At 51.2% G+C, this 12322-nt stretch carries 12 protein-coding genes and 1 pseudogene; 11 read left to right on the top strand and 2 right to left on the bottom strand.

The window, feature by feature from the left end; all coding sequences use genetic code 11:
• Positions 1-290: pseudogene (locus tag H7F11_RS11825) on the bottom strand (ISAzo13 family transposase); the annotation flags it as partial.
• Between the two features lie 107 nt (positions 291-397).
• Between H7F11_RS11825 and H7F11_RS11820 the strand changes: the two are divergent.
• The 7 genes from H7F11_RS11820 (at position 398) to H7F11_RS11790 (ending at position 8058) form a co-directional block, all read left to right on the top strand.
• Complete coding sequence (locus H7F11_RS11820) at positions 398-1435, top strand: hypothetical protein (RefSeq protein WP_193650875.1); 1038 nt, start codon at positions 398-400, stop codon at positions 1433-1435.
• A gap of 25 nt (positions 1436-1460) precedes the next feature.
• Positions 1461-1994 carry a hypothetical protein gene (locus H7F11_RS11815; protein WP_193650874.1) on the top strand — a complete coding sequence of 178 codons (534 nt, stop codon included), beginning with the start codon at positions 1461-1463 and terminating at the stop codon, positions 1992-1994.
• A gap of 7 nt (positions 1995-2001) precedes the next feature.
• The gene (locus H7F11_RS11810) at positions 2002-3303 is read left to right on the top strand and encodes a PelD GGDEF domain-containing protein (RefSeq protein WP_193650873.1); all 1302 of its coding nucleotides are present in this window, start codon (positions 2002-2004) and stop codon (positions 3301-3303) included.
• Positions 3300-4223 (top strand): hypothetical protein, encoded by a 924-nt coding sequence (locus H7F11_RS11805; RefSeq protein WP_193650872.1) that lies wholly within the window; start codon positions 3300-3302, stop codon positions 4221-4223. The genes H7F11_RS11810 and H7F11_RS11805 overlap by 4 nt, the downstream gene beginning before the upstream one ends.
• An 86-nt stretch (positions 4224-4309) precedes the next feature.
• Positions 4310-5650 (top strand): GT4 family glycosyltransferase PelF, encoded by a 1341-nt coding sequence (pelF, locus tag H7F11_RS11800; RefSeq protein ID WP_319803361.1) that lies wholly within the window; start codon positions 4310-4312, stop codon positions 5648-5650.
• Between the two features lie 73 nt (positions 5651-5723).
• Complete coding sequence (gene pelG, locus H7F11_RS11795; RefSeq protein ID WP_193650871.1) at positions 5724-7100, top strand: exopolysaccharide Pel transporter PelG; 1377 nt, start codon at positions 5724-5726, stop codon at positions 7098-7100.
• Positions 7101-7122: 22 nt separating this feature from the next.
• Complete coding sequence (locus H7F11_RS11790; RefSeq protein ID WP_193650870.1) at positions 7123-8058, top strand: NAD-dependent epimerase/dehydratase family protein; 936 nt, start codon at positions 7123-7125, stop codon at positions 8056-8058.
• A gap of 116 nt (positions 8059-8174) precedes the next feature.
• On the opposite strand, the gene H7F11_RS11785 is transcribed toward H7F11_RS11790, so the two are convergent.
• Positions 8175-8378 carry a cold-shock protein gene (locus H7F11_RS11785; protein ID WP_010642828.1) on the bottom strand — a complete coding sequence of 68 codons (204 nt, stop codon included), beginning with the start codon at positions 8376-8378 and terminating at the stop codon, positions 8175-8177.
• A 190-nt stretch (positions 8379-8568) separates the two neighbouring features.
• Between H7F11_RS11785 and H7F11_RS11780 the strand changes: the two genes are divergently transcribed.
• The 4 genes from H7F11_RS11780 (at position 8569) to H7F11_RS11765 (ending at position 12322) form a co-directional block, all read left to right on the top strand.
• Positions 8569-8844 carry an NAD(P)-binding domain-containing protein gene (locus tag H7F11_RS11780; RefSeq protein WP_193650869.1) on the top strand — a complete coding sequence of 92 codons (276 nt, stop codon included), beginning with the start codon at positions 8569-8571 and terminating at the stop codon, positions 8842-8844.
• 181 nt (positions 8845-9025) lie between these two features.
• Complete coding sequence (locus H7F11_RS11775) at positions 9026-10135, top strand: S-(hydroxymethyl)glutathione dehydrogenase/class III alcohol dehydrogenase (RefSeq protein WP_193650868.1); 1110 nt, start codon at positions 9026-9028, stop codon at positions 10133-10135.
• An 8-nt stretch (positions 10136-10143) separates the two neighbouring features.
• On the top strand, positions 10144-11013 hold the full coding sequence (fghA, locus tag H7F11_RS11770) for an S-formylglutathione hydrolase (protein ID WP_300252758.1): 870 nt from the start codon (positions 10144-10146) through the stop codon (positions 11011-11013).
• Entirely contained in the window at positions 11006-12322 is a 1317-nt protein-coding gene (locus tag H7F11_RS11765; protein WP_193650867.1) for an MFS transporter, read from the top strand. Before fghA ends, H7F11_RS11765 begins: the two co-directional genes overlap by 8 nt.

Here is a 12322-nt window from a genome sequence, read left to right as displayed (position 1 = left end):
ACCAAACTCTCCAAGGCCACCAGCAAGTCCGGATCGCGATCCACCAGCCTTTTTCTCCCGCCACCCGATCGACGAACTCTGCCTTGCGGGAGCCTGTTCTCCGGATCCTTGAGCTCTTTGAGACCCGCCATGATGGACCCCCGCGCGACTCCGGTAGCCTCACTCACCCGCTTGACACCGCCATGACCCAGCACCTTCGCTTCTACTGCCGCATATAGCCGTCTCTGCCGCTCATCCAGTATCCCTTCGAGCGCTTGGTGTCGAGCGGCTATCAGTGCGTCTGCTTCCATGCCGCAAGACTATACCCGCTATATAGTGAGTACAAGTTATTTATTTATGAATACTAAGCACCATCCAGACCCTGCTGGACCATCCGGCTGATTTACCGCCAAAGGAGATGTTTCAGGCTGAAGAAGATTTGGGGCGCCCGCGTCAGGCACAATCCCTGGCTATTAAAGCCCTGCAGGTGAATCCCTTTGACCGGGAATTGCGGCGTATGTATGTGGACAGCCTGGCCCATACGGCCAGTTATGCAGGTATTCAGGGGAGCTGGCAAAGCTTCAATGGCCTGCAACTTTATGGACCGGAGCTTAACGCCCGCATTCATACTTCGTCGTTTTGGGGCATACAGATCCAGAGCCAGAACTTATGGCAGAACGCAAATAGCGACACACAGCTGATTACCACCCCGCGACTGCAAAATCGCACCGATGTAGGTGTTTTTTGGGATAGTCGCCGTTGGCAGGGAGATCTCCGTGTTGGCGAATACCGGGGACTGCAAAACAACTGGACCAGCAAGCTGGCAGCAAGCTGGCAATTGACCAGCAGCACCAGCCTTTCAACGCGCCTGGCTTATCACTCCCAGACTTTCCAGAGCCCGGCTTTGGCTGTTGCCGGCATGGCCAATCGTGCAGAAATGCAACTTGCTCAGACCTTCAATGCATGGACGGCCAATGCCGCCCTCGGTTGGAATCAGTATCTTGGCCAGGATGGTATTCAGCAGGGCACTGATACCTATGGTGAATTGGGCGCATTCTGGCGCAGCAACCTTGGACCCTGGGAGTTTCATGTCGGCCCATTTGCGGATTATCACGCACTTCAGCGTCGCGCAGCCCCCAAGGGCGTAATTGCCCGGGCGCTTTCCACAGATGCCCGCAATATGGACAGCATCCTGCCCGGAAGTTATGCCGATTATGGTGTGCGCCTGCAATGGGGAGCGCTGGAGCAGAATTTACATCCCGGCTGGACACCCAATCTGCAACTCAGCGTCTATGACAACTCCCGATTCGGCTTTCAATATCAACTGAACGCCGGGGTCAGTACATCGGTAATAGGGCCAGATCGCCTCAGCCTGGAGTTTTCCCAGGGACAAGGGGGGAATGGTCTGGCATTGAATCAGCGTATTTTCGCTTTAAATTATCGTTTTTATTTTTAATATGATCTGTTGAGGGAGAAAAAATATGTTAAAAACAAAAGGAATCTGGATTCCCATTTTGGCATTCATACTCAGCGGTTGCGCAGGGATGAACGTCCAGTCGGCTAAACCCGTTGCGCTGAGCAAAGGGGCGGCCTGGACGGTATTGCCCTTTGCCAACAACACGGAAACTCCGTTGGCCAATGAACGTGCGGCAGCACTGGCAGCGGGTATTTTACAAAGTGACAATCAGCGCCTTTTGGGTACCCTGCCCATTCGTAGCCGGACCCAGGCATTACTGGGTGGCGACTGGAAAAAAGAGTACGCGACTGCACTCGGTAGCGCCCGCAGTGATGGGGTGCATTACGCCTTGGGGGGCAGTGTTGATGAATGGAACTACCGTGCGGGAATCAACGCCGAGCCTGTTGTGACCATGACACTCTGGATTGTCGATGTGCCTGCGGACAAGGTGATCTGGACGGGGGTAGGCAGTGCCCATGGCGGAAGTCTGGGACGTGGTGGCACCGGCGGACTGGCGCAGGGACTGATTCACCGCCTGATTGATCGTGCCATGAATTAAAGACCCGATGAAAATGCGTGTACAGATAGTGACGGCGCTTCCGCACTGGGGAGCAGGATGGCTGGAAGCCATCCTGCTCCCTGCCCTGGGAATTTTATTGGCCTGGACTCTGGATCCTGGAGACCCTCTGTTATTAAGGCAACCTTTTCCATGGCTTCTGATCATTCCATTACTGATCGCGCTGCGTTATGAGTTAATGCCTGCACTGCTTTCCGTAGCGGCACTTGCCAGCACTCTTTTCTGGCATAAATATCCAGAAATACGAAGCCTGGAAATATTTGCCGGAACCGTACTGGTTATTCTCATTGCGTCAGAATATGCCGGATTTTGGGCCAGGCAGGAAGCGGGACGATCCTTGCAAGAGGAAATTACTGCCACCCGCTTTCGACAGTTATCCGACGATCTGTATGTGACGCGAATTTCACAGGACCGTCTGGAACAAAGTCTGCTTTATCAGCCCATGTCGGTGCGGAGTGCCTTACTCGAAATCAAAAATCAGCTGGCACAAAAACAGGGACGTCTGGACGCTGAACTTGCCTATAATACGCTTTATTTTTTAAACCAGCTGGTTGGGGTTCAGATTGCCAGTCTGTATGATATCCAGTCGGGGCATCATTCTCCGCGTTTAATTGCCGCATTTGGTAATGCACAACCCTGGCAGGAACAGGACCCTGTCCTCAGAGAATCCCTGAATAGTGGCGAAAGTCAGTCTCTGGCTGATCTGGAGATTACCCAGTTTCGCCATTATATCAGCGTACACATACACAGGAGTCTTAGTAGACACGATTATGTACTGACTATTGAGGAAATGTCTTTTTTCGCCATCAACAAAGAAAGCCTGCAAACTATTGAAGTCATTTTTCAGTATCTTTGTACCTATGCTGAGTCCCTTGCCCAGGCTGCCCCCTTGTTAAAAATATGGTCTGACTGTCCTCCAGAGTTTGCGACGGACTTCATGCAATTACAGAAGCTCGCACAACGGGTACCGCAAGTTGGTATCATGGTTCGTTATGATTTTCATACCGGTCCATATGCTGAAAAGGTTTTGGATTATCTGCAGCGTTTACGTCGAGGCCTGGATGTCCTCTGGCTCCACAGAGAAGAGGAGAAACTACAGCTGATTGTATTATTACCTTTCGCAGGCAGCATGGCGGCAGAGGGCCATTTTCAGCGCATGCGGACTGAAAGCAGCTTGCATTATGGTGAAGAATGGGAAAAAAGCTTTATTCACCATAAAATTTTCTCAATCAGCGCGCAGCATTGCGAAAAACAGATCAAACAATTGTTTGACTCAGAAGTGTCCATATGAATTCATTCAGCAGCAACACATCTCTGCTTATTTATGGTCTTTACTGGTTTCTCTGTCTTTTGACCAGTTATCTGATCGTAGCAAAAACCGGGCAAACAGTGGATAAAAGATTTCCTTTATTACTGTTCGTTATTATTGCATCGGTAATACCTTTATTTGGTCCAGCAGTCATACTGGTGTATGCCATTTTTTTGCGGAGTGTCGCATGGCGGCTCCATGAGCCCGAACTTGAGCCAGTCAAACTGCCGCCGGTCATGCGCGACATCCGGCTCACCACATCCACAGTAGCCCCCGGAAGTGTTGCCGCACGTCTTCGCCATTCCCGGGACCCGCGACAAAGATTGGCCGCTGTTTCCCAGATCGCCGAATCACAGTTTTTCAATCAGTCGCAATTGTTGCGTGGAGCACTATCAGACGAGGCGGAAGAAGTGCGTTTGTTGGCCTATGCCGCCCTGGATCGACGTGAACAGGAAAATACCGAATTACTGATACATTTGAATGCGCAACAAACACACGCCCACGAAGCGGGAACCCTACGGCGCATACAGGATTCCAGGCAATGGCTTTACTGGAACATCCACCACACGGAGGCCCGTGAAATGGCTACACCTTCATCGGCAGGCGCGCCAACAAAATGGGAGCCAGACTATGCAAACATGGACCACGATTCTCCGTCCATGAAGCTGCTTATGGGTCTTCATCTACTGGAAACGGGCAAAGTAGATAAAGCCATTTCCGAAATGAAAAATGCTGAAGCAAAAAAGATTGCCAGCAGTATTGTTGCCCCACACCTGGCTTCGGCCTATTTTCGAAGCAGAAATATTGACAAAATGTTCGATATTTACCGGGCACACCCAGAACTGAAACTGTCTCCACGATACGGCCCCTCCTTTTCTTTTTGGACAGGAGGAAAGCCATGATTCCAGTCCGGAAAGCCGATTCAGTAGACATTCTCCTGGTTCTGGAAGGCACCTTTCCCTATGTACGTGGCGGAGTATCGTCCTGGGTGAATCGTCTGATAGTTGGATTTCCTGAATATCGCTTCGGTGTCATTTTTCTGGGCAGCACGATTGAGGACTATACGGCAAAGCCCTATACACTTCCGGATAATATTTGTTACTACGCCGAGTACTTTCTGTATGGAGCCAGTGATCATTCCGGAAATAATCATCATTCCAAAGTCTCAACAAGCGAACTTTCTGCGGTTGCAGATGCTCATCAGGAAATGAAAAAATGTCTTTCAAAATGTGAGGCTGGTGTTGATATAAGCCAGTACGGAAAGGTTTTTAATATTTCTCAAAAAGCCTTTTTTGAAAACAGAAAAGTCTGGGATTATTTCATCGAATGCTACTCAGAAATTCCTGACCAACCCTCTTTTGTAGACTACTTCTGGACGATACGTGGAATGCATGCCCCCCTCTGGTTTCTCCAGATGGCCATGCAAAACGCCCCGGAATCCCGGATTGTTCACTGTCCATCAACAGGTTATGCAGGATATCTTGGAGCTTTACTCAGCAAATCCGGGGATATTCCACTGATCGTTTCAGAGCATGGAATTTATACCAAAGAAAGGCGCATTGATCTCATGCTCGCGCGCTGGATTCATGAGGACGACGAATTCCTCCGTCAGGCTGGCCGAATGCACTATCTGCGCCACTTGTGGATTCGTTTTTTTGAATTTATTGGACGCCTGACCTATCAACAGGCGCAACACATTATCAACTTGTATTCGGGTGTGGTCGAACTCCAGATCGCCGATGGCGCCGATCAACAAAAATTATGTACGATTCCCAACGGAATTCCAGTCGAGAATTTCATAACCTGTCGATTCCCTTTTGCAGAACGTAAAAACATTGTTGCCTTGGTGGGCAGGGTGGTTCCTATCAAGGACATCAAAACCTTCATTCGCGCCGCGAAACTCATTCAACAAATGGAAACAGATACACCTGAATTCTGGATTGCTGGCCCCATTGAAGAGGATGAAGAATATTATCAGGAATGCTTTCTGTTAGTAGAACATCTCGGTTTAAGAGAAAAAGTCAAATTTCTGGGATATGTTCCGGTACAGGATGTTCTCAGCCAGGTACGTCTTACTGTTCTTAGCTCCATTAGTGAAGGTCTGCCTCTTTCTGTTCTTGAGAGTTTTGCTGCTGGAGTGCCTGTAGTAGCCACAGATGTTGGCTCCTGTCGTGAACTTGTTTATGGAACCAGCAAAGAAGATAGTGCTGAACCGGCGGGAAAAATAGTACCCATTGCCAACCCGAACGCATTGGCAAAAGAAATTCATGCTCTACTGAATGATTCTGACACCTGGACGTTCTGCAGTAAAATGCGGTTGACAGGGTAGAAAAAAATTATCGGGAGGAATACATGTTTGCAAGCTATCGCAGCCTTTATCAAGCCGGGATGGCTAACTGAACATGGCCGGCATTGGATTTGAGTTACGCAGGATTCTCAAACGCAGAACCTACTTTTCATTACTACAGGCGTACGGCTTCGCGGGAATTGTTTCTTCAGGACCATGGTTGTTATCTATTTTTGGCATCCTGCTTTTAGGCTTTCTGGCCATGAGCCAGAATGAGCACAGCTCAGCCGTTATTGAGTTTCAGGTTTCGGTAACTTATCTGATCATGTCCTCACTGATTTTTACTGGCCCTGTTCAGTTGCTGTTTACCCGTTATATTGCTGACATGCTTTTTGCCCGGGAAAAAAAAGCCGTCATATCCATCATCCTTATGATGATCGCCAGCATCTGTACCCTCGGTATCATTCTTGCGTACGTCATAGCAACCCTGTTTTTCGGTAATACCCCTATTTTTTATCAGTTCCTGATGGGTACAGGCTTTGTAGAGCTCTGCGGGGTATGGATTCTAACGATTATGGGAACCAGCCTCAAAGACTATAAGGCTCTGGTTGCCTGGTATCTGGCGGCCTACACAACAATTGTCTTGGCAGGCATCTATCTGGGAGCCGATCATGGTCTATATGGTTATTTGCTGGCTTTCGATCTCGGTCAGGGTATTTTGTTAATGAGCCTGGGGGCCATGGTCATTCGACAGTTTCCGGGCATGCTCAGCTTTCCAGGGAGTGTCCTCAGCACTCAGCGCATGTTCTGGTCTCTTGCTTGGGTAGGACTATTTTTCAACGCCGCCGTCTGGGCAGATAAACTCCTGTTTTGGTTCACTCCAGACACCAGTGCTCTGGTCATTGGACCGCTGCGCGCTTCGCCAATTTATGATGTACCCATTTTTCTGAGTTATCTCCTGATTGTACCAGGCCTGGCCATGTTTCTCTTTCGCCTTGAAACTGATTTTGTGGAAGCTTATGAAGCCTATAATCGTGTCATTGTCGAAGGTGGAAATTATTCTGAGCTCCTCATAGCCAAACAGGGGATGATCAACGCCACCAGAACCGGTTTATGGGATATTGCCAAGGTGCAAGGCATAACCGTCATATTTGCCATCGCCTTTACTCCGCAAATACTCAGCTTGCTGGGTTATCCCGTCAGCTATTCACGAATTTTCCAGTTTGACGTTATTGGCGTCAGCTTGCAACTTTTATTCATGAGTATTTTGAATGTTTATTTCTATATGGATTTACGTGGTCGCAGCACTTTAATGACCTTGATCTTTTTTTTAGGAAATGTCATTTTTACCTGGTTAAGCTTACAGGGTGGCCCATTTTTTTATGGCATGGGATTCATGTTTTCTTTGTTTATTGCTGATATACTGGGACTTTTTTTGTTGCAACGAGACTTGCGCGACATCGACTTCATCACCTTCGTTAGATCTCATTAAAATATAAAGGACGTTAAATAACATGAATTCAAAACAGCGTGCAGGAACCATCTTGGTGGTCGGTGGTGCCGGCTTCATCGGCTCCCACACGGTAGAGCTTCTGCTTTCTGAAGGTTATCACGTCCGTGTTCTGGATAACCTCTCCACCGGAAAAAGGGATAACTTACCCGCAAGTCATGACCGTCTGGATTTTATATTGGGCGACATGACCAATCGAATACTCCTGCATCAAGTCTGTGAAGGCGTGACCCACATATTGCATGTTGCCGCCCAGGTTTCCGTCATCAGAAGTCAGGAGGACCCTGTTTTTTCCTGCCAGCAGAACATTCTGGCTTATGTTGGCGTTCTCGAAGAAGCCCGCAAACACCATGCGCGCCTTGTGTATGCATCTTCGGCAGCTGTATATGGTAACCCCACAAAACTGCCTCTGAATGAAGATGAACCAGCTTTGCCAATTTCTCCTTATGGAATGGAAAAATATACGAACGAGCTATATGCAGACCTCTATGGCCGCATGCATCGACTTTCTCATTTAGGCTTACGTTACTTTAATGTTTACGGTCCCCGACAGGATCCCCAATCCCCCTATAGCGGGGTAATTTCCCGTTTTGTGGCTCAGGCGCTTTCCCGGCAGGCGCTGACCATTCGTGGTGATGGCAGCCAGGAACGCGATTTCATTCATGTCAAAGATGTTGCTCAGGCCAACGTGGCAGCACTTGTCGGAAAGGCTCAGGGGACCATCAACATTGCTCGAGGAGAAGCGACTACCATTCTCAACCTGGCAAAAACTATCCAACAACTTGTCAGTGCGCCATCCCATATTGAATGGGTTCCACCCGTAGAAGGAGATATCCTCCGTTCCATTGCGGATAACGGGCGAATGCGCAAGCACTTATGCCAACCTTTCTGGTCTTTATCTGAAGGTATTCAGGATTTATTGCAGGCACGGGTTATCTGACAAGCGGCTATAAGCAGTTGCCGGCTGGCATAAGCGCTCTGACGCCAATTGCACGCGCTCTCGAAAAAAAAAGCGCCGCAATTGCGGCGCCCTGGGCGATAATCATCCGCTAGGGATTAGATCTCGCGCACGTCCTCAGCCTGCATGCCTTTGGGGCCGCGAACACTGTTGAACGATACACGTGCGCCTTCTGCCAGGGTCTTGAAGCCGCTGCCCTGAATGGCGGAATGATGCACGAATACATCTTCTTTGCCATCTTCAGGAGTAATGAAACCGAAACCTTTACTGTCGTTAAACCACTTTACTGTACCTGTTGCCATTTGATGCACTTCCTATTGCGTAAATTCGGACCACGTGTCCAATGGCGAGCATAGGGACTATTCTGGAGACATGCAAGGCATTTCGTAAAAATTTCGCACCAAATCATACATTGTTGACGAAAACAGGGATTCTCACTAAGGTTAGAACCAACCGTCCGGTATGTAACAGATGCAAAACAAGGAGGTCACCATGCAAGTGGGTTTCGTAGGACTGGGGCAGATGGGGTCGGGAATGGCAGCCAGGCTGCTCACTTCCGGAGTCAATCTGAAGATATTTAACCGCTCTCCCGGGAAAATGCAGGCGCTTGTTGATCAGGGCGCAGCGGCGGACAATCTGAATGTTCCATTGCCCCTGGTGAGCCTCTTGCGTGATCGCTTTATTCGCCTTGCTGCGGTGGGCGGCGCCATCCGTGACTGGTCTGCCATCGGCGCATTGGCCGCAGAGGACGCCGGTCTTCTGTCCTGAAAGTCGGTAATGCTTCACAAGGAGAAACCCATGTCTGAGCGATTGGTTACGCCCGCGATGATCGCATGACTTTGTATGCTCACTCCGAACGCATCCAGAAGAATGGGATGCCCGCACTTTCCCCGCTTTGTGATTAACGGTTAAGCTGTTTTCTGTTCGCCAATTTTCAGGAGATCACCTTATGGATGTACGTGCCGCTGTCGCCTATGGCGCCAATCAACCCCTCGTCGTCGAGACTGTGCAGCTGGATGGTCCACGCGCCGGGGAAGTGCTGGTGGAAATCAAGGCGACCGGGGTTTGCCATACTGATGCCTACACACTTTCCGGCATGGATCCGGAAGGACTGTTTCCGACCATTCTTGGTCATGAAGGTGCAGGCGTGGTGGTTGAAGTGGGTGCGGGGGTGCGCTCCCTGAAACCCGGAGATCATGTTATTCCCCTTTATACCCCGGAGTGTCGGGAATGCGAATATTGTCTGAGTGGTAAAACCAATTTATGTCAGGCCATTCGTGAAACCCAGGGTAAAGGCCTGATGCCCGATGGCAGCAGCCGATTTTCCAGTCAGGGCAAGCCTCTATACCATTACATGGGAACCAGCACTTTCGCGCAGTACACCGTGCTCCCGGAAATTGCCCTGGCCAAAATTCGCGAGGATGCGCCCTTTGACAAGGTTTGCTATATCGGCTGCGGCGTAACCACAGGCATTGGCGCGGTGATTTTTACGGCCAAGGTGCGCCCTGGTGACAAGGTGGTGGTTTTTGGTTTGGGTGGTATCGGCCTTAACGTCGTGCAGGGTGCCCGCCTGGCGGGAGCCGACATGATCATCGGCGTGGATATCAATCCCTCCAAAAAAGCTTTGGCCGAAGCATTCGGGATGACGCATTTCGTCAATCCCGAAGAGGTGGAAGGGGATCTGGTCCCGTATCTGGTCAGCCTCACCAAAGGCGGAGCAGACTACAGCTTTGAATGCATCGGTAACACCACGTTGATGCGCCAGGCTCTGGAATGTTGCCACAAGGGTTGGGGAACCAGCGTCATCATTGGCGTCGCCGGAGCTGGCCAGGAAATCAGCACGCGCCCCTTCCAGCTGGTGACTGGACGTAACTGGCGCGGCTCTGCTTTTGGCGGAGCCAAAGGTCGTACGGACGTGCCCAAAATTGTCGACTGGTATATGGAAGGTAAAATCCGGATTGATGAGATGATCACTCATACCCTGCCACTGGAATCCATCAATACCGCCTTTGATTTGATGCACGAAGGTAAATCCATCCGCACTGTGCTGACTTTCTGAGGTATTTCATGCCCGCTCAAGAACTGGAGCTTCTCGAATCGCATGCCTGCTTTGCCGGGCGCATGGAGCGCTATGAACATCCATCCCGGCACTGCCAGGGACCCATGCGTTTTGCGATTTTCATACCCCCGCATCAACCAGGGGAAAAACTTCCGGTGCTGACTTTTCTTGCCGGCCTGACCTGCAGCGAAGAAACCTTCATGATCAAGGCGGGGGCTCAGCGCTATGCGGCAGAACTGGGTCTTATCCTGGTAGCCCCCGATACCAGCCCCCGTAATACCGGCATTGCAGGAGAAAATGACGACTGGGACTTCGGCAGCGGTGCCGGATTTTATCTGGATGCAACGCAAGCCCCCTGGCAGACTCACTATCAGATGTTTTCCTATGTAACCGAAGAACTTCCCGCCCTCATTGCCCGGAATTTTCCCATGAGCGCAGGCGTCCAGGGCATTTGCGGGCACTCCATGGGCGGTCACGGGGCTCTGGTCTGCGGATTACGACGACCCGGGCAGTATCAGTCCCTGTCGGCCTTCGCCCCGGTATCCGCCCCCAGTCAGACGCCCTGGGGACAAAAAGCCTTCAGTCGCTACCTCGGTGCCGATACCCGGCAATGGCTGGCTTATGACAGCCTGGAACTCCTCAAAAGTTCGGACCAACAGCACCCGCCCATCCTGATAGATCAGGGACGCGCCGATCCCTTTCTGGAGGCAGAACTGAAAACCGAATATCTGGAGGCCCTGAATGACCCCCAAATCACCCTCCGCTGGCATGAAACCTATGATCACAGCTATTTTTTCATCAGCAGTTTCATCGGAGAACATCTGAATTTTCATGCCCGCCATCTGGGTGCTGTACCCAGGTCACCCGCTCATGACTGACCGTCGCGGGCATGCGTTGGGGGCAGCCATGTTGGGGATGCTGCTGGATGGCTATGACCTCAGCATCATGGCGGTGGTTCTGCTGCCGCTGAGCAGTGCCTGGCATCTGCAGGCTACGGAAACCGGCATTCTCATGGCCATGGCCCTGCTCGGCTCCCTGATTGGCGGATTATTTGGTGGATTTTTCACGGATCGTTTTGGTCGCCGCCGGCTGCTTTTTCCCAACATTTTTCTTTATGTGCTGGGAGCCTTGATCAGTGCCTTCAGTCCGGATACCGCAGCGCTTTTCGCGGGTCGATTCGTTACCGGCCTCGCCATTGGCCTCGACTACCCACTGGTGGCCACCATCGTTGCCGAATACAGCCAGTCGGCGCAGCGCGGAAACCGCTTTGCCCGGGTCAATCTGGCCTGGTATGTAGGCGCACTGCTCTCCACGCTTGTCGGCTGGGCGCTGTTATCCACCGGACCAGATTCCTGGCGCTGGATGCTGGGCAGCGCCATCGTCCCCGCCCTGGCCTTGCTCTGGCTGCGTCGTGGCTTGCCGGAATCACCGCGCTGGCTGGTGCGCAAAGGGCAATATCAGCAGGCAGAAGAAGCCCTGGCGCAGCTACAGCCAGCTTATTCGCCAGCGCAGCGGCAGACGGAACTCGAAAGTTTTCAGATTCAGCGTCAATCGTGGCGCATTCTGCTCCGTAAGGCCTGGTTACGACGCCTTTTTCTCAGCGTTTTCCCCTGGTTTTGTCTGGACGTGGTCGGCCTCGGGATTGGTCTCTATTTCCCCATGGTTCTGCGTGAAAATGGTCTGGCCAGCAGTAATGCCGCTGCAGCAGCCATCAATGCGGCTTTTCTGATCATTTCGGCCCTTGGAATTGTTTTCATTGTCTCCCGTCTGGATCGCTGGGGACGCATTCCCCTGCAAAGTGCTGGTTTTGGTCTGATGTCCCTGGGACTGGCCGTATTTGCGCTCTGCTCCTGGAACCATTGGATTATGGGCGTGTATCTGGCCGCTGCCGTATATTCTTTCGGGGTGGGTATTGGTCCCGGCGTCACCGTATTTGCTCTGGCAGTGGAAATATTCCCCACCGAATTACGGGCCAGCGCCGCTGGTCTGGCAACGGCCCTGTCGCGGCTGGGGGCCTTCTTTTCCGCCGTACTGTTTCCGATTTTTGAAAAAAGCTGGGGAATTCCTCTGGTGCTGGTAGTTATGTCGGTTGTTGCCCTCCTCGGCTTGCTGGCCACCCTGATTTATGGCGTGGAATCGCGTATGAAAAGCCTGGAGGAACTGGAAAACCTGCCCGCTAAAAACTGA

It is taken from the genome of Acidithiobacillus sp. HP-2, assembly GCF_015100155.1.
GTDB lineage: Bacteria > Pseudomonadota > Gammaproteobacteria > Acidithiobacillales > Acidithiobacillaceae > Acidithiobacillus.
This window is presented reverse-complemented; position numbering and strand designations above follow the sequence as displayed.